General features: G+C 38.7%; 11 protein-coding genes and 6 pseudogenes. 7 read left to right on the plus strand and 10 right to left on the minus strand.

Annotated features, from left to right (window positions below):
- Positions 1-3 precede the first annotated feature (3 nt).
- The 5 genes and pseudogenes from YN1551_RS01090 to YN1551_RS01110 form a co-directional block, all read right to left on the minus strand.
- A complete protein-coding gene (locus tag YN1551_RS01090; RefSeq protein ID WP_012717026.1) occupies positions 4-846 on the minus strand; it encodes a 4Fe-4S dicluster domain-containing protein in 843 nt (280 codons plus the stop codon).
- Between the two features lie 10 nt (positions 847-856).
- Positions 857-3,265, minus strand: a pseudogene (locus YN1551_RS01095) (oxidoreductase); the annotation flags it as partial.
- Positions 3,266-3,338: 73 nt separating this feature from the next.
- Positions 3,339-4,289 carry an IS110 family RNA-guided transposase gene (locus tag YN1551_RS01100; protein ID WP_012717027.1) on the minus strand — a complete coding sequence of 317 codons (951 nt, stop codon included), beginning with the start codon at positions 4,287-4,289 and terminating at the stop codon, positions 3,339-3,341.
- Positions 4,290-4,446: 157 nt separating this feature from the next.
- Positions 4,447-6,324: pseudogene (locus YN1551_RS01105) on the minus strand (twin-arginine translocation signal domain-containing protein); the annotation flags it as partial.
- 80 nt (positions 6,325-6,404) lie between these two features.
- Positions 6,405-7,229, minus strand: a complete 825-nt coding sequence (locus tag YN1551_RS01110) for a tetratricopeptide repeat protein (RefSeq protein ID WP_012717028.1) — start codon at positions 7,227-7,229, stop codon at positions 6,405-6,407.
- 110 nt (positions 7,230-7,339) lie between these two features.
- Here YN1551_RS01110 and nrfD point away from each other — a divergent pair.
- The 3 genes and pseudogenes from nrfD to YN1551_RS01125 all read left to right on the plus strand — a co-directional run bounded on the left by nrfD (position 7,340) and on the right by YN1551_RS01125 (position 10,106).
- Positions 7,340-8,416 (plus strand): annotated as a pseudogene (gene nrfD, locus YN1551_RS01115) (NrfD/PsrC family molybdoenzyme membrane anchor subunit).
- A 167-nt stretch (positions 8,417-8,583) separates the two neighbouring features.
- The gene (locus tag YN1551_RS01120; RefSeq protein ID WP_012717029.1) at positions 8,584-9,210 is read left to right on the plus strand and encodes an IclR family transcriptional regulator; all 627 of its coding nucleotides are present in this window, start codon (positions 8,584-8,586) and stop codon (positions 9,208-9,210) included.
- Positions 9,207-10,106: a hypothetical protein gene (locus YN1551_RS01125; RefSeq protein WP_009991440.1), complete on the plus strand. Its 900-nt coding sequence runs from the start codon at positions 9,207-9,209 to the stop codon at positions 10,104-10,106. The genes YN1551_RS01120 and YN1551_RS01125 overlap by 4 nt, the downstream gene beginning before the upstream one ends.
- Here YN1551_RS01125 and YN1551_RS01130 read toward each other — a convergent pair.
- Positions 10,095-11,087, minus strand: coding sequence for an alcohol dehydrogenase catalytic domain-containing protein (locus YN1551_RS01130; protein WP_012714493.1), 993 nt, complete (start codon positions 11,085-11,087; stop codon positions 10,095-10,097). The two genes, YN1551_RS01125 and YN1551_RS01130, sit on opposite strands and share 12 nt — an antisense overlap.
- 164 nt (positions 11,088-11,251) lie before the next feature.
- On the opposite strand from YN1551_RS01130, the gene cbsA reads away from it, so the two are divergent.
- Both cbsA and YN1551_RS01140 read left to right on the plus strand, forming a co-directional pair.
- Positions 11,252-12,667: a cytochrome b558/566 subunit A gene (cbsA, locus tag YN1551_RS01135; protein ID WP_012717030.1), complete on the plus strand. Its 1,416-nt coding sequence runs from the start codon at positions 11,252-11,254 to the stop codon at positions 12,665-12,667.
- Positions 12,664-12,882, plus strand: a pseudogene (locus YN1551_RS01140) (cytochrome b558/566 subunit B); the annotation flags it as partial. The gene cbsA and the pseudogene YN1551_RS01140, both read left to right, overlap by 4 nt.
- 101 nt (positions 12,883-12,983) lie before the next feature.
- On the opposite strand, the gene YN1551_RS01145 reads toward YN1551_RS01140, so the two are convergent.
- Entirely contained in the window at positions 12,984-14,051 is a 1,068-nt protein-coding gene (locus tag YN1551_RS01145; RefSeq protein WP_012717031.1) for an IS110 family RNA-guided transposase, read from the minus strand.
- A gap of 239 nt (positions 14,052-14,290) precedes the next feature.
- On the opposite strand from YN1551_RS01145, the gene YN1551_RS01150 reads away from it, so the two are divergent.
- The gene (locus tag YN1551_RS01150; protein ID WP_012717032.1) at positions 14,291-15,349 is read left to right on the plus strand and encodes an ISH3-like element ISSis6 family transposase; all 1,059 of its coding nucleotides are present in this window, start codon (positions 14,291-14,293) and stop codon (positions 15,347-15,349) included.
- Between the two features lie 33 nt (positions 15,350-15,382).
- On the opposite strand, the gene YN1551_RS01155 is transcribed toward YN1551_RS01150, so the two are convergent.
- Both YN1551_RS01155 and YN1551_RS16425 read right to left on the minus strand, forming a co-directional pair.
- Entirely contained in the window at positions 15,383-15,769 is a 387-nt protein-coding gene (locus tag YN1551_RS01155; protein WP_048052259.1) for a hypothetical protein, read from the minus strand.
- A 113-nt stretch (positions 15,770-15,882) separates the two neighbouring features.
- Positions 15,883-15,990, minus strand: a pseudogene (locus YN1551_RS16425) (IS5/IS1182 family transposase); the annotation flags it as partial.
- A gap of 294 nt (positions 15,991-16,284) precedes the next feature.
- Here YN1551_RS16425 and YN1551_RS01165 point away from each other — a divergent pair.
- Positions 16,285-17,445 carry an IS110 family RNA-guided transposase gene (locus YN1551_RS01165; protein ID WP_012715521.1) on the plus strand — a complete coding sequence of 387 codons (1,161 nt, stop codon included), beginning with the start codon at positions 16,285-16,287 and terminating at the stop codon, positions 17,443-17,445.
- On the opposite strand, the pseudogene YN1551_RS15610 reads toward YN1551_RS01165, so the two are convergent.
- A pseudogene (locus YN1551_RS15610) lies at positions 17,434-18,218 on the minus strand (transposase). The gene YN1551_RS01165 and the pseudogene YN1551_RS15610 sit on opposite strands and share 12 nt — an antisense overlap.
- Positions 18,219-18,323: the final 105 nt, after the last annotated feature.

Here is an 18,323-nt window from a genome sequence, read left to right on the forward strand (position 1 = left end):
AAATTATGAACTTGAATTAGAATTTGAGCCATTACCTTCAGTATATGTAGAGTTGTTCCCTTGAGCTCCAAGTTGTACAACGCCGTTAGCGGTCCATACGTTATAGTACTCAGCCTCACTAAGTAATTGGACATCACTTTCAGCGTATTTGCTACGCCATGGTAAATAGCCACTAGCAGGCTGTGCTCCAGTTTCAGGTCCCATTACAAATCCTCCTTTATCGTAGAACAGGATTGTACCAGGATCAGTTGGGTCTAAGATATTAGCCCAAATTCTCGCTTGAACCATACACCCGTGAATACACGCTGGTATTCTCTCTTCTGGAGGTAACGTAGGATCATAAATCCTATCGAAGCAATGGGTGCACTTCTTCGTAACTCCCTCTACATAATCGAAGAATCTGTTCCCATAAGGACATGCGTAAATACAGTACTTAGTCCCTATGCATTCGTTATAGTCAACTAAAACTATACCATCTTCAGTCCTCTTGAATGTAGCGCCTACTGGGCAAACTTCAGTACAAGGCGCATTTACACAGTGGAAACAGTTTATTGGTATATTGTAAACCTTAGTCTGGGGGTATGTCCCCACTTCTACATATAGTACTCTTAACCAGAACATAACGTCTAATTCTCCGTAAGGATTTAGATCTGGTATTGGTCCAAACATTCCAGATGTGTTCCATTCCTTACATGACATTTGGCAGCCTCCACATCCGAAACACTTGTTTAGGTCAGTTATTATGGCGTAGTTTGCCTTTAAGCTGAACGGTGGAGCATGTTGAACCCCACCTTGTCTTATATCTAATTTAATTTGGGGTGTGGTCGTATTTTGGGGAGAAGACATATTTATCACCTTAAGAGGAAGAGGGTTCTGTTGCGAACCCATATCTTATCTTATATTGCCCTATAGTATAAGTTGGGGCTAACGAACCAGGTGCAACATAACTCCATAGACTAGTTGACGTAATATTATTAATGTCAAATCTCAGATGTGGAATATCGATCGGTTGTGCAAATGTTGGTTGTGATGGCGTATTATTTACTGTTATTTGACCTCCCATTTTGCTTACTATTACGCTAAGTATATCTTGGTTTGAAAAGTCCTGACCCATGTAAGTGAACTTATTGGAGACTACTTGGACTTGTGTTGATGTACTTTTACCCACAATTCTTATTCTACTATCATGCCATGAGGTTTGTCCAGTAATTGGATCGAGATACAATATTGGGAACGCATTATCTTTCATAGGATCTAATATTCCACCTCTGGATGGAGGCATATAAGAGATATTAGCCCAATTGTTAAGTATGCTATATTTAACTTGTGGTGAATTAGTTGCTTGACTTCTAAAGCCTGGTAAGGCTTGCGACGATACAATCACCCATGCCGTACCTGGCCTTGTTGCGTTATCTAAGAAGGCAATTGCGGTAATAGTAGTTCTTTGTCCTCCACTAGACGGTTGGTTAACTGCTTCAAATTGTACCATATCACCACTTTGGATTCCCATGCTCTTAACGTATGGATCTGCTGCACTCAGCATTACTGGTGTGTATGGCATTATTGCAGTTAACCATGGTACTACGTAAGACCACGAATGGTACATTCTATCATGTCTTCTAACGAAGAAGGTTAACGGATACTGACTTAAATTTATTCCATCAGAAGTTATATCTGACTGCCATGCTGGTACAGGATAATAACCACCAAATGGTCTGAAGTAATCTAGAATATTCTTCTGTAGAGCTTTACCATAACTATCATTCGGAAGCTGTGATCTTACTAGGAAGCTAGTGTTCTTAGTTTTTAAATAGTAATAGTAGTAGGCAGCGTCATAACCAGTCCATTTTCCAGCAGCTGCTAATCTAAACTTCTGTAGATATTCTAAGTATATTCTATGTACGTATGGTAAACCTATTGGGCCATAGGCTCCAGGCATGTAAGCTCCCCATCCAAGGAAGTAGAACATATTAACATTTCTCATGTATCTTATTGAAGGTGGTAGTACATACACTGCTCCTCCTTTTCCTACTTTAACATAACCAGGGTTGATATCGTCTAGTGTCATTTTTCCCGCAGCGTATTTATTGATTATGGTCTGTAACATTGATTGCAACTTAGGTTGAAACTCTACTGAAATCCTAAAGTAATGTTCTACTCCACTTGATCTATTGCTAGCACTATTCTTGTAAGTTGGAGCAGTAGAGAATTTTTGCCCACTGGGTACACTACTTAGTATCTGATTTATTACCGCATCTTGTGTTGAATTGTTTGGTACGGATGATGCATAAAGCTTTAATTGTTGAGGATTAGGCGATTGTTTACCATTAGCATCTGTCAAAATGTACTGGAATCTATTACCATAACCTGCCAACAATATTCCTTGTTTTAATATAAACATTCCAGTGGATATTAATCCAGGCTGACCTTGTTGTAGAATTGCAGTTCCAGTGAGTGGATCATGTAACGTTATAGGGCTAATCAAGTCTCCACCAGTTATAGGATCTTGAGTAGTATAGAATGGGTTCTTCATGGGGTCAATTGTATTTTGACTTGGATATGCCCTCAATATCCATAGTAATGTTAATAGAGTATCGCCAGTACTTAATACTGGATATAATGAGGGTAATGCAGGCCAGTTCAATGAATCAGAAGGACCTTGAGGTAATGAAGTTGGTCTATCAAAGGTACTGTGGAAACCGTATACTTCAAGGAATGATAAATCTGGCATAATTAGATCAACTACATTATTAGTTTCATGCATGAATAAGTCGAATGAGATTGTAAATGGAATAATGTAATTCCCACTGCTATCTTTTTCAGTTACCATTTGAAGTACTTCTGCAAGGTTATATGCGTTATTCCAGAATGGTGATGTTATGTACCACATCATGGCATTTATTGTGTATGGTATAACTTGCTTTGGATACTTGTTCATAAGATATGAGGTAGCCGCTACAGCTGAAATCGACCTCTGCGTTGTTAGTGGTAGTTCCCAAGAATAACCTCTGTCTACTAATAATGGCCTTCCAGTTTTATATATTACTAAATCATCTGGGCCATCGGGGAACCCATAGGGTCCAGCGCCTACAACTTGTACATTCTTTACATATACTGTTCCATCATTGTATATGTATTCAGTTTTTAAGAACCCACTCCTACTTTTGGGTATCGTTAGATTTAGCCCTTGTATTGCGTTTGCTACATCTGGATCTATTTGCGGAGCATTAGCTAATGGATGTGGTGGTACTGCGTGACCGGGGAGCTTCCGGTATAAAAACCTTTCCATGAAAAATCGAGCATAGTCCACACTACTTACGCAAGTGATGAAACCTGCTTTACTCACTAGCATCAAATGGTTTATTATAATACAGCACAGCCCAAGTAATAACAGCCAATTTCCTTGCACAAGCAGTAATCAACTTCTTACCCTTTAACCTACCCTTGTGCTCCTCATAAAAACGCTTGATAACAGGATTAACCTTGATGGCAGTCAAAGCTGCCAAATAAAAAGCCCTCCTCAAAACAGCATCACCCCTCTTGGATATACCCCTTGAGACAACACTCTTACCACTAGACTCAACAAGAGGGTCGAGACCACAATAAGCAACAAACCTCTTCTTATCACTAAAGCGCCTAACATCACCAACCCTAGCCAAAATAATACAACCCAAGGTTTTACCAATACCGGGAATAGTGAAAATCAAACTATCCTTGGAAACAACATTCTCAAGCTCCTTCTCAATCTCCCTCTTCCTAGTTTTAAGCCTCTCAAGCTCCTCCAAAAGAAACCTAACCTCAGCCAAGACAATACTATCCCCACCCCTCAAAACCTCCTCCAAGTTTTTCTTAGACAAACTATCCCTATAGCCTAAAAGTACCAAATCCCTCCTCAACCTATTCTTAACCCTAGCAATACTCCTAGTAACAAAATCCCACTGGCTAGTCAACTCCCTAGCATCACTTGTTGTAAACCCACTACCCATACTTACAACTATTTCCGCAAGCTTTTTAGCATCATTCTTATCACTCTTCTTACCCCTAAAACCCTTGAACTTCTTGAGAATAAAGGGATTAATGATCCTAACATCATACTCATTATTCAAGTACTTTGCTAGGTTAACGTGGTAAACTCCAGTACTCTCAATACCCACTTTGCAACCCTTAGGCAAGATCTTCCTTATCTCCTCAAACCCTTGCCTATCATTAGGAAACTCGTAGAGTTTACCTTGAAAATACATAATTAATTTATCTTTTGATACATCTATTCCTGCGACTGGGGCCTCCAATTATACTCACCCTTATGTTTTATTCGGGCTTTTTGCCCAACTTCCGGTTCGAATTGGAGGAGGCCAAGCTCCCCGTCGAGCTTTAAGCCCAAGGAAGTCAACGGCCTACACCCCAGTCAGATCTGTGTAATACAGATCTGACTAATATGTTTTATATAAGGTAGTGCGGATAAGGATATTTGTACAGATCAGCACCTGGGTTGTCCCACGCACCTACCATTAATACTAGATAATAGAGCGATGCGGCACTCATAAAACCATTTGCATGGGCAGCTAAACCTCTCATGAAGTAAATGGAAACTGGCCTACCTACCACGTGGTCGTGGAATCTACCTAAATAATCTACCCACTTAGCTGGTTCGTATATTGCCTTTTGGAAAGCTACATTAGCAATCTCATTAGCAATCCTCACTACAGTTTGATGTGGAATTCCGGTAACTGATGCAACGTTCAGTGCTCCATATTGTGGGGACTGTGATAAAGGTGTGTAAGGATCATAGTTCAATAACTCAGCTCTAAATAATTCAAATGCAGTTGTTGCTGTCAAGGTAATTATATCTTGAGAACCTAACGCTTTAGGAACTGTAACTTGGATAGCTGGTATTTTTACTACAGTTCCGTTCTTTAGTTTATAAGGTACTTGAACTATCTGTGATTGCATACTCTGGGGCAATTCGTCTAAAGTAAGAATTGGTATTACACTCTTCTGCCATGGAATATCAACGTATGCATAGACATTACCATCATTGCCCATTACTGCTTCTAGCCAAGGATGATTACTACTATATTGAGGATTACTTACGGACATCCTTACGTGAAGACCTACGTTATTCCCAGCAGTAGGATCTGTTGGATCAAGACAATCACCGTTTTGTGGATTTGGGTTTACAATTACTAACCACGATAAGTTAGTGTAATACCTTAAGAATTCCTCATCTATATGAGCATATACTGCCGTGGAAGGAATATCACCTAAACTTGATAGAGCTACTACTTGACCAGATGGGGTTATTGTTTGCATCCATAATTGACCAGATGCTGGATTAACTGCAAGTTGGACTGGCTGTAACGTTATTGGGTTAAGTACTTTTTGTCCTTGAGAAACCTTATATATGTAGTAGTGGAAGTCAACTAGTACTCTGATCCAACCCATTACTAGTGCTCCATCTGTTGCTGGGTTAACGAATAGATGTTCATCAGAAACTGAATAAAATCCATACCTCTCCGGGGCTATCGTTAGTACCTTTCCACCATTCTCCCTTATTCTAGCAATTATCCTTCTCATCCAATTGGGGAAGTGGTCTCCAGCTAGCCCAGCTAAAATAAAGTATTGTGATCTTTCCTCATCTGGTCCTGCATACTCCCACACTGGTGCACCTGTAACGTAAACTCCTGCTGTATATACATTCATTGAACAGAAACCACCGTGGGCTGCTGCATTTGCTGTACCGAAGTTTGCTGAGAAATACCCACCTGTTATACCAGGTATTAATTGATCCCTTCCTTCCCAAAAGGCTAAAGCATGAGGATTAGTCTCTCTAATTTTAAGCAATCCAGGGAAGTTTCCAATACCTAATTGTTGGGGATTTAATCCTAACTTACTCCAACTTTGTGCAGATGTACCATTTACTATAATGTCAAATGCAATATCGTAGTCTACAGCAATCCACTTTCCAGAACCCCTATCACTTGCTCTCAGTAAGGGATACCTAAGTCTAGATGGTGCAAAATAATAGAAGACATCAGCCGCACCTCTAGGGCAAACTCCTCCATCATTTATATGCCATCCGATAGTTCCAGTCACAAACCTGGGGAAACCGGTAGGAGTTCTAACTACTTCTATTGCACATCTGCCTAAGCATTGGAAACAATTAGTGTATACTAATTCGTCGCTAGGATAATTAAGAGTGTAATTCGTCTCAGAAACACTATCAAATATCCTCTTCGCTACACTATTTCCTCCTAAAATAAACGCAGTTGCTACAGCAGTTGCACCAGATATTTTAAGAAAGTCCCTTCTACTTAACTTTAGCATGATATCTCTTTGTTCACTTCCGTGTGTTATTTATTTAAATATTCATTTCATTTTACCGATATTTCCGATTTCACATATTTCTATTTCTTGAAAAGATTTTCTATAATTGATTTAATGGATGGATCTAACTTAATGGCCTCCTCTACTTCTTGGGAGAACTCCATGTTAAGTTCTTTAAGTATTAGTGCCTTTAGTATATGGTAATTAGCTTTCTCACCCTTTGATAAGGCTAAATCCATGTATGTTAAAGCGTCGTTATACATTTTCAAGTTGTAGTAGCAAGCTGCAGCATTGTAATAATGATCTGGATTATTAGGATCGTAATGGGCAGCTATCTTAAATTCGCTTAAGGCTAGTTTATAAAATCCAGTCTCAAAGTATATTTTACCCTTTAGCTCGTGAAGGGATGAATCCTCTTTCTTAACATTTAATGCACGATTAATTTCTGATAAGGCGTCTAACTTTAATCCCATATTGTAGTAGCAAAACGCTTTCATGACCCTAGCGTCAACATTATTTGGATTTAGTCTTGAGACTTCAGTTAACTCTATATTAGCTTCTTCATACCTTTCCAACTTAAACAATATCCTAGCCTTTATGAATCGATATTCTGAGGAAAAGGGCAAAATTTCCAACGCCTTATTTATGTTTTCTAATGCCTCTTCTAATCTTCCTTCATTCTCCAAAACCTCAGCCTTAGCTGACAATATTGCATAACTGAAAGGAAAAGTTTGAACACCCTTATCTAATTCTACTAAAGCCGCTTTTGAATTGCTCATTCTTAAATAGGCTTCAGCTCTAAGCAAGTATACTTCTACACTTTCAAAGTTCTCTAAGACTTTCAAAACCTCGTTATACCTACCTTTTTCCAATAGTTCTTCAGCCTGCTTAATGACATCCTCCACATTTTAATATATAATTATATTAGCAAAAAAGTTTATTTAAAAATATGTACGATTGAACATATCGGAAGACTGAAATGAAACTTTATTTAAATTATTAGTCAACTTTATAAATGATAAAAATGGGACTATTTAATGCACCTGAACCAGGAACGTCCTTTGGAGTACAAGCTCCCATCATCCAGATAAATCAGTATCCATTATGGGGAGAGTACGTAGCACTAGCGTTATACTTCACTGAGATAGCAGGTATGCTAATGGCCATAATAGGTTTAATGGAAGTAACTGGAAAGTATAAAGCGTTCAATAGGAGGGCATCTGTTGCGGCTTTTATCGCATCCATTTTAGCTTTACTGTTTTTTGATATTGATTTAGGTAGACCAACTGCAGCTATACTTGCCCCAGCTGAAGCCTTATTCTATTTTGCTTTCTCTTGGATGGCTAGAGGTATAATATTTGTAGGTGGGCTATTACTTTTCTAGTTCCTATATATGGTAATTTCTTTACTTAATGTGAAGAACAAGTGGTCTAGAGGAGTCGTAGCTGTATTAGGAGCATTTGCAGGAATATTCTCCACAACTTATAGTGGATTTGAATTAGCTGCTACTACTGGAATACCGTTCTGGAATAACGGTGGATTGCCAGCACTCTATCTAGCTGATGGTGTCTTCGCTGCTAGTGGACTTGGATATTTGATAGCATTAGTAGGTAAAAATGAAGATGTTATAAGGGCTAGGGTAACACTCACTAAAGTATTGTTCTATTCCAGTATCGCAATTTTAGCAACATGGTTTCTATTCCTAGCTAACGTTAATTACTTGAATGTTTTTAATCAAGTAGCCTATGAATATTTGTTATCTCAAGCGACTTTCTATGTAGATATAACATTATCTGTACTAACCTTGATAATATCTGGAATAGGTTATATGTCAATAACTAGGTTCCTAATGTTCGGAATAAAGCAAAAAGCTCCAGAATCAGCGATAGGTCAAATTCCAGTAATGGATCTGCCAACTGTAATTAAATACGTAATAGTTGTGGCTGCAATATTTGCGCTAGTTGCTGGTTTCTTAGCAAGAGCTGATGTATTATTTGCTGGGCAATATGCATATCAACTATCCCCAATGACTCCATTCCAGTCAGTCTCTAATCAGCCAATTCCAATTGGTTCCTTTGGCTGGAGAGGTTAAAAGGAATAATCGTTTTTATACTCTTTTTCATTTATTAGATTTAGTGTTTCTTTAAAAAACTAAGCAATTTAAGAAGTAGTGTTAGTTGAGTAGAGAAACATAAAAATTTTTTTGCCCTAAATCATGATAATAAGAATATATAAACTGACATAATATATTTATTATTGATGAGTATCAAAATCCTCGATGATAGGGATACCATAATATTAGAATTCTTAGTAATATATGGATATCTAACTTCTTATAAATTAGCTATAATCTCAGATATTCCAATGGCTACAGTATGGCGTATACTAGTTAACTTAAAATCCTTAAGTCTAGTGACAAAACAAAAGAAGGGATTTACAATTACTCCACGTGGCTTAGTATTTGCATATTATTTAACAAAGAAAGATAATATACGCTTACAAGCTCTTCAAAAGCTTAAAGAATCATGGAAGTATGACGGTTCCGTGAATGAGATTAGATCATTTTTAGATGCGTTGAATCAATTTTTGAAAAAATATGAAATTTCGCTAATAAGTGTTTGTTTTAACCATCCGCTTTCCGTGATAAGCCTTATGTTACCCAAGGCAAAGGAATTAGATGAGTTTAGTCAACGTTTACTAGCTAGATTCATATTGAAAGCATTTCCAACAGTCGTTCTTCCTACAGGATGCAAGGCTATCATAAGCTTTGACGAAAAAGGTGAACCTTATGCACTAGCTGCAGATTGTAAAGATGAGGGAGTACACATATTCCATAAGTGCCCCTATATAAATAAATACTTTAGTGTAGAGGTTAAACCAAGGTGATTCAACTACAGAGGAAATTTTTCCTTAATCTCTCCCAATTAGTTAAACAAGGTTTCCATCCAGCCCTACTCCTAACTGGTTGTCAGAAGAGGGCATTACCAGTTATGAAGATTATTAACTCGAACGGAGACTTAAGAGGTGATCTTAAGATAAACTTGTGTATTAGGATGGGATTGAGGGAGGATAAAAGTTGTGAATTCTTTTATCCATCCACGAGGGAAATTACTTACAAAAAGGAAATCTCTACGTCTAAAGGTAATGGATTGCTTTTAGCTAGTAGTGAAGGTTTACTCTTAGTAGATGCCATATACCCTGAGAGGAATAAGGAAATACTAAGAGCTACACTATCTAATTTAATAACAATATGGGGAGTTAAGTGGTACGAAATTGAAACTAAGGATAATATAGTAGGTTTCGTATGGGGTTTTACGGATAGGATATATATGGAAGTTAAGGAAGGAATGAAAGTAGGAATGATAAATAGACCAGGAGGAACGTTGCCAGTAAAGTTGCTTTATAAGGCATTAAATGGAAATATTGAATATCTTGAGAAGAGAGGTATTGGTATTAATTATATTTACGAACTAGCAGAAGAGACTTTCAGTAGGGCTACTAAAATATTGAAATTAAACAGTAACGTTTTGCCAATAAATATTACTAGAATAGGAATTAATAATATAAATAGTTTATTTGCAAACTATTCACTAAAAATTCAATTACCAACGCCATGGTATGCAGAAATCATGAGAGAGATTGCTCCCCTTATTCAAGACCCATTACAGTCAGAGTTGTTAGTACTTGTAATAGGCGAAAAAAGAGAGGTAGAAGATGCCCTTCAAGAGGCAGAAAAACAAGGATTTCCATCTTTCCTAGTTGGCGAAGTGTTAAGGAGATAGGAAAATTCTACCATCCCTCTCTTTAGAGAAAAGTTCTTTCAGAGCTTGTTTACCCTCCTCTAACTTAAATATCTTCCATGTCTTTACTTTACAATCCTTACAAATGTCTAATAATTCTACAAAGTCCTTCCTATTACCCCTATTAACACCTAGAATACTAATGTGTTTGCTATATAACTGACTTAAATCAACCTTCACATTGCCACCTAACAATGTTCCAAAGGTGACTAACTTACCCCTAATCCCTACAACTGAAAAGCTCTTATCCCAAAGTTGTTCTCCTAAGGAATTGACAACTACGTCAGCCATCTTAGCATTTGTAATTTCCTTCACCTTTTCCTCTACTTCATTATAATCAACTACAAAATCGGCTCCATATTCCCTTAACCAACTCTTTCTTGATACAGCTATTACTTTTGCCCCAAACTTCTTACCCAATTGTACCAAAAACATTCCAGTATTTCCAGATGCCCCAAATATAACCAGCGTTTGTGATGGCCTCAATTCTGCTTCCTTTAATGCATGATAAGCTGTTAAAGCAGCTACAGTCAAGCTCGATCCCATTTCCCACGTATATTCATTTGGTAACTTAAACACATACTTCTCTTCAACTGCAATATACTCAGCCCATCCACCATTAGCGTCAACTCCTATTCTTCCACCATTTCTACAGACTGTTTCATATCCAGTCATGCACATGTCACAAGTTCCGTCAAATATTCTACCATAAATTGTAACTCTGTCGCCTACACTTAAACTTTTAACATGATCTCCAACCTTAGCTACCTCCCCGCTAAATTCAACTCCGGGTATATGTGGTATCGGGTTCGCTTTTAGTCTCTCAACAGTATAATAGTCAACTGGATTTACGCCTGCCAGTTTCACTCTTATTAATACTTCATGGTTACCTATTTCTGGGTCTTTATAATCTGTAAACTTTAGGTTTTCTATTCCGTTCTTATCAAATACGAGAGCCTTCATCACCTTTAACTTAAGCTTAAAAGGTTAATAAGTTAACTTTAGATTGGTAAAGATAATAAGCAAAGTTAGGAGAAAAATTATCTTAAACGCATCTCGTTAGATTGCTCATAAGTCCAACGATTCATGTTTAATAGTAACGTCTGCTTAAGCACTTTTGTGAGAGGATGAGTATTAAGAGAAGGTCAAAATATACGTTAAGCGTTCTTCTACTTGCTTCATTTTTAGCTATTATAATGGGATTAGCAAACGTTCCAATGGCTCAGACTTCTCCGCAAATTCCCGTTTATAAAGTAGTTGGTAGTGCGGATTTGTCAAATCCTGGATCTGCAAGTTATTGGAACCAAATACCATGGATTAACATTTCATTAACTGCAAATATACCAATGGCTCCCACATCTGGATTAACTCACTATTTATTAGTTAAAGCAGTATGGAATGGATCTTGGATAATAATATTAGAAAGATGGTACGCTCCAGAACCCGCATTTGGTGCTTGGTCAGCAGCCGCAGCAGCACTTTATCCCCCTGCTTCTGGTCCAGGTTTGTTTAGACAAATAATGCTGACACCTAGTACTACTTATACGATAGAAAAGAATTATACTAACTATTTCTCAATAGTTAATGGAAATACTATACAAGGGAGATTAGTATTAAACTACTCTGGAATCTTGTTACCAACTCCAAACAATACACAAATTAGTGTAATGTCTAATGGTACAATAATATTATGGCATTCCCCAAGACCAATGGAAGATCTTCTTTATTCAGATGGAATGTTTTATGGTTATTATACTAACTCAACGTGGTATTATCCAGATAGAGCTGCTATAATGTGGTATATGGGTAGTGTAATACCACCTACTAAAGATGGGATGAATATTGGTGGCAAAGTCCCTGGCCAAACATTTGATGGTGTGACTTTTAAAGATGCCGGAGGCTCTTTAGTACAGTCTGGAGGCGCAGCAAATATATGGATGTGGGTATCAGGGGCTACATGGAACAACGCAACTTATGATCCTGCATTTAAAGCAAATCTCTGGCAGAACACATCACTAACTGGATTATCTTATGTAGACCCTAATAATCACGGATTTGCAGTTCCACTATATACTAATAATACTAACATGTATGAAGTAGACACTTCTGGAATATGGTATGCACCAGTTGCATCAAGTGGATTAAACGGATCGCTATTCTTTATATGGACTGGTGCAACATATCAGAATGGTTATTGGACATTAGAGTTTGCTAGACCCCTTGCAGTTCCTTCGGCTTATGCAAATTGGATGCCTAATATAACAGTTGGTAAAACCTATTATGTAGCGCTTGCAGTATGGCAAGGAAAACTTGGTGAGACGTTATTCGACAAGTCTATTACGTCAAACTTCTTAACATTAGAATTAGTTACTACTCCACCTACGAGCACGACCTCCAGTACAACGCCTACCACTTCAGTTACTAATACAACTAGCGTTATTACAGTTACAAGCATACCCTCTGCTACAATATATGTTACAATAGTTGGCGTCGTGATAGCTATAATAGCACTTATAATACTTTATGTGGTGTTTAGAAGATGAAAATAGTAGATGAATTAAAAGGTAATTTAAACCTTTTTTTAATTTCACTTGGCATTTCCAGCCTTTTACAGTTTTCATTCAAACAAGCCTTTATGTTTCCCTCTATCCTACCTCTTAATATCCCTAATACAAATTTACTTCTCGTTATAGGAAATATCTCGTTCTACTTCTTCTTCGTATTTCTGTTGATAGTCAGTATAATTTTATCCTTTACAAACCTGGGGGCGTTCAGTAATAAATATTTCGGTTGAACTTCAAGCATAGTGTCAACTAAGATTGCCACGTGAATCCTTTCAATTCACGTGGCGATTTTGGGTCACTTGGGCTCATAAGGCTTATTATTATACCAAACGCTCCACACAACCTTAGCCAACTTTCTCGCCAAGGCAGTGTATAACTTCCTACCGTGAAGCTTATCCTTGTGATACTCGTAAAACCTCAATAAGGTCGGGTTCTTTGAACAGTTCATCTGCGCAAGAAAGTAGAAAAGGCTGTGCAAATACTTGTTACCCCTCCTTGAGATTCCCTTACTTACCACCGCCTTACCGCTCCTCTCCACTACCGGATCTAGACCGCAATAAGCTACGAAAGACTCAGGCTTAGGGAAGCGCCTAATATCACCTACAACGCCAATGATTATCCCTGCAGCAAGCTTCCCAACTCCCGGAATCGTCAGTAGGACGTGGTCTTCCGGTACTTGGCTCTCTATCATCTCCTTGACCTCTTTTAACTTCTCTTGCGTCTCAAAGAGGGCCTTAGCCAGTATTTTGACTTCTTCAAGTACTATTGGCGTGTATTCAAGTTGGTAGAGTACTTCTTGTGCGAAGTCTCCGCTTGCTAGTCTTTCCAATCTCTCCTTGTTTATCTTGTCGTTGTCGCTTACTAGGAATAGTGCTCTCTTTAGTCTGTTCTTTTGTTTTACTTCCATGTCCTTTAAGAACAGGTATAGAGTTACGAGTTCTCTAAGGACGTTATACTCGTACTCCTTTGCCTTGTCGACCATGTTTTCTAATTTTTCTGCGTCGTAAAAATCTGTTTTCTTTTCCCTGAAGTCCTTTTCCCTTGATAGCACGTTTGGGCTTACTTGTAGTACTCTTACCCCTCTCTCCTTGAAGTATTGGGAAGGCTTTATTGAGTATACTCCGGTGGGCTCTAGGACTATCGTGCAAGGCTTCATATCGAGGATTTTCTCATAGCCTTTTAGGTTGTTCTCGTATTTTCCTCCCCTGCTCGTGATTAAATTATCTTTTGACACGTCTATTCCTAGGACCCCTACCTCCTTGTCACACCTATATGGGTGGATTTTCCCACAATGTTCAGTCCGACAGTAGGGGTCGGTCACGCCGGAAACCGAAGACTTAGCTTCAGAAATACTACCGACCATACTCCCAACCCTAGGAGTATTACTCTTTACTCTCTAGAGCTAATAAAACCTATATAGGGTTAAGGGAGCGGAAAGCCTCGCCCCTTCTCGGTAGACCCAAAATCATATTAGAAAAAATATTTCTGATAGGATAATATCGAATTTATAAAAGATAAAGAAATTTATAAGAGTATAAAGAATTCAATTGAAGAAAGGGTTTAAGGTGAGGGAGATTGAGTATTACCACGTGAGTTAGTGAGATGGTAACACCCGGTCTCCCTCACCAAAATAACATTCAACAAATAGGATATAAATTACTTTCCATGCTGAACTTCAAGGGAAAGAAAGGGGAAGAGGTGGCGAGAACCCTCATCTCAGCGTGTTTATGGAACGATTCGGTGGAAAGCAAGTCGAGGGCTTATGGCGTGTCCCCACAGACCGTGAGGAATTACGTGGAGGAGCAAGGGGTGGAAGTTATTGAGAAACTCTTGGAAAGCGCCAGGAAGATATCCTTGAAGGTACTGAAGGGAGTCAAGGAGATAGACGTCTCAATAGACTGGACAACCAAGACGTGGTACGGGAGACCGGTGGGAGGGCTCGGGAGTTCGGAGGAGGGAAACTCTTGGAACTACGCAACTGCGACGACAAAGTTTAATGGGAAAGTGCTCCTACTGGCCTTCATCACTCAAGTCAAGGGGATGACTAAGGAAGAGATCGTGAAGGCCCTCGTGGAGCAAGTCGTCGCGATGGGGTTCAAGATAAGGTTGATAACTCTTGACGCTGGTTTCTATACTGTTGATGTGCTCAACTTCATTTCACAGTTTAAGTATATAGTTGCTGTGCCTGTTGGGGATGTTAAGGTTTATGAGGAGTTTGACGGGGATTACACAACTAATAGTAAGAGGCATAGGAGGGATGAGCAGGTCAAGTTCAGGCTTCTCGTGTATAGCAAGGAAAAAGTGAGGAGAAAGAAGAAGAGTCTTGTTTATTTTGCTAGGGCTACTAACCTAGACCTATCCAAGAGGGAAGTGTTGGATTTGTACAATAAGGTAAGAGGTCCCATAGAGACCTCTTACCGGAACATCAAGGCTTTTCTTCCATTTACTAGTTCTACTAAGTTCGTCTTCCGCACGTTGATCTTCGTGCTGGCCGTGGCCTTCTACTCCCTGTACACCGTGTTCAAGGGGGAGGTGAGGAGGGAGCAGTTCAGGATACTCCTAATACTCTTGTTTTCTGATGATTTATTCTATCTAAAAGATTTTCTATTTAAATCAATAGAACCGCTTATTAATAATATAGATTTATTTTCAAGGAGGTGATTTTGGGTCTACCGTTCTAGGGCAGAGAGGAAGTCAGTTTCGCTTTAGATATCTGATTTTTGAGGGGTCTTTTATTAAGAGTCTATAATAGATATCAATGAAAGTTGCAGTCCAGTCAAAACTTTCTGACCCTATATATTTTTTCTTAATCTTTTTCGCTTTTACAAATTTTTTCTCAACTAACAATATCTCTGTTGTACGGTTGTACTTATCTTTAGCGTGAATTTCATACACCCCTTTTTTCAGACTGAACGTGCACGGCTGCCAATTTACGCCGTTTAACGAATACTCGACATATATTGACACATATTCCTCACCAGGTATAATATGTGCGGTGTTCTGCCCTATGAATTTCTGTCTATAAATCACGCCCTCCTTCGGCTCCCATATACCCACCAGTTTCTTTAGGATCCTTAGCATATCATGTTTATTAGAAACTGCTTTGTTGATCTCTTCAATTTATTTCATAAGCATGATATGATACACTGAGAATTTTTCAGTAATTAATATTTATTTCAACGTTATTCGCAAGCTCACACCCTAATACCCGGAGCTCTACCAACTAAAGAATTAGCCAAGTGGACCATCCATGCATAAGCCCAGAACTTGAGCTTAGCCTCAACCACTTGTCCTAAAAAACTCCTACGGGGCAATCCACGCAAAACAAGAGAACGAATAAAACCAAGTATTACAAGAGAAAAGGAAATAAACAAGTAAGGAGAAAAACAACATAAGCTCATAGAAAACATGGGGATAAAACCCCATCTACAAGGCTAGCTGTGAAGCCCCTAGAACGATCTAACAAGAGGGGATAAAAACCCCCGAGTAGGAGGTTGTAACAAAATACTCTAGGGGCTGAAACACTTAACACTATGCAAAGAAAACAAGGTATTATGAGAACAAAAAATATCTCGAGAAACGCGTAATACACAAGCATGGAATTAAAAGTTACAAACAAGGCCTTCGCAATTGATATTTCACAAAGCAAACTAACAGCAGCAAAGGGAGAACTAGTAGTAGAACAAGAAAAATCAGCAGTATACGTCAAGGAGGTAAAGGAATTCAACCACGACAACGAGGGAATAGAGGAACTAATTAAATTCCTAGGAGAATATAAGGAAGGAATAATAGAGGCAACTGGAATATATTACTTCTACCTACACGAAAAACTAACGGAAAAAGGATACAAGGTAACAGTAATAAACCCACTACACCTAACAGAAATACTAGGGAAAAAGACAGACAAACTCGACGCACAAAGGTTACTAGTAGCACACATGACCGGAGTAATCAAGGGATCATACATACCAACAGGAGAAATAATGGAGCTAAGAGAACTAACGAGATATAGGGAAAGCTTAGTAGAGAAGACAACACAAGTAAAGAACGAGATAAGGAAAATATTAGAATTCGCGGGATATAAAATACAACCATTCGACAAGAAGGGAAGAAAACTACTTGAAAAGCTAGTAAAGGGGGAGGGACTAAGCAAGGAAGAGAAGGAGGAACTAAAAGAAAAACTAGGGAGAAACTTAAACGACGCGGAAAAACTAGCGTTAAAACAATTAGTTGAACTGTTAAAAAACTTGGAGAAAATGATTAAGGAGGTTGAGGATATGATAATTTCCAAGATTCCAAAACCAGTAATTGAGTTGAGTAAGATCCCCGGAATTGGTTTGATTAGTGCTGCAACTATTTACGCTGAGTTCGGTGATGTTTCCCGTTTTTCCAGTTCTAAGGCTGCTAGGGCTTATGCAAGCTTTGCACCCAAAACTAAGCAGAGTGGTGATAGCGAGTCTCACTCCGGTATGATTAGGGGTAATAAGTATTTGCGTAGAGCTCTCTACTTGGTTGCCAAGGTTGCTAGGGGTCTTGAGCCTTTTAAAGGGTATTATGAGAGGCTTATTGCTAGGGGGAAGAGTGTTACTCAAGCTACTTGTGCTCTTGCCGGAAAGCTTGCAAGCATTTGTTATCATGTTATAAAGGACGGTGTTTACAAGGGAGTTGTCAAGAAGAGTTTTAGGATTCCTAGGGGTAAGGAAGTTAATGTCAAGGACTTCGACGTGGGAGACGCGCTAGACTCGTTATCCCCATAGGTTTGTTAGAGGCGTCAGCATGTAGTGCCTTGTAGCCCTAACAGATTCCCCAAAAGTACGCTTCACAGCATAGAACAAGGACTCAATCCTCCACCTAACACCATAACCCTTCTCCTCCCTCCAACGATTATAACCCAACTTCTTGAACTCCCTTACAGCCTAGCAGGATGGCCACGCCTAGTAGAAGCGTTCTTCCTAGGTGGGACAACAACCTCAACCCCAGTCTTGTAAATTGACATCATAAGCCTTATCCTCATAAAACCTTCTTTCCCTTATCTTGTAAATCCTTAACCGTCTTAACTGCAGTCTGAACCTCGTTGCTGGTTACTTCAGCGTTTATTACGTTGAATTGGTCCTTATCCATTACTATTTCGATCTTGAGGAATTTTGAGTCCTTGGTTTTACCCCATTTTGCAATTGTCCTCCTTTGTTTGTGCTTATTCCCGTTGCGTCTGCTTCTAGTTGGTCATTTGCCTCTGGGAATTTTATGTTCATGTTTCTTACTCTTTCCCATATTGTTGAGTAGTCTAGGCTTGATGATTTTCAGTCTTTCTAGTGCTCTCAATACTCCTTCTATATAAGGTAGGAAGATGTGGAGGAATGCTAGGAATTCGTTGAACTCCTTTGGTGCCTTGTAGGTTTTCTTGGCATGCCTATTCTCCTCTGCTAGTTAACCAGTGTTGGAAGACGTAGAAGGGGAACATTAGGGTATATCTCGTTATAACGTTCTCGTCGTACTTGTGCCAATCCCTCTTGTACTTACTCTTTCCCATGGGTAATACTCGGTATAATTATTTATAAATTTTTGTATAATTCTGAAGTAGCCCACAAAGCAATTAGAAACAAAATATTTAAATCATGTCTACTTTAAAAGCGCT

The organism is Sulfolobus islandicus Y.N.15.51 (genome assembly GCF_000022485.1).
GTDB classification, from domain to species: Archaea; Thermoproteota; Thermoprotei_A; order Sulfolobales; family Sulfolobaceae; genus Saccharolobus; species Saccharolobus islandicus.

Coding starts and splice junctions, on each gene's coding strand:
- cbsA (WP_012717030.1), top strand. CDS start 11,252: ATGAGTATTAAGAGAAGGTCAAAATATACGTTAAGCGTTCTTCTACTT.
- YN1551_RS01130 (WP_012714493.1), bottom strand. CDS start 11,087: ATGAAGGCTCTCGTATTTGATAAGAACGGAATAGAAAACCTAAAGTTT.
- YN1551_RS01120 (WP_012717029.1), top strand. CDS start 8,584: ATGAGTATCAAAATCCTCGATGATAGGGATACCATAATATTAGAATTC.
- YN1551_RS01165 (WP_012715521.1), top strand. CDS start 16,285: ATGGAATTAAAAGTTACAAACAAGGCCTTCGCAATTGATATTTCACAA.
- YN1551_RS01145 (WP_012717031.1), bottom strand. CDS start 14,051: ATGGTCGGTAGTATTTCTGAAGCTAAGTCTTCGGTTTCCGGCGTGACC.
- YN1551_RS01090 (WP_012717026.1), bottom strand. CDS start 846: ATGTCTTCTCCCCAAAATACGACCACACCCCAAATTAAATTAGATATA.
- YN1551_RS01155 (WP_048052259.1), bottom strand. CDS start 15,769: ATGCTAAGGATCCTAAAGAAACTGGTGGGTATATGGGAGCCGAAGGAG.
- YN1551_RS01150 (WP_012717032.1), top strand. CDS start 14,291: ATGGTAACACCCGGTCTCCCTCACCAAAATAACATTCAACAAATAGGA.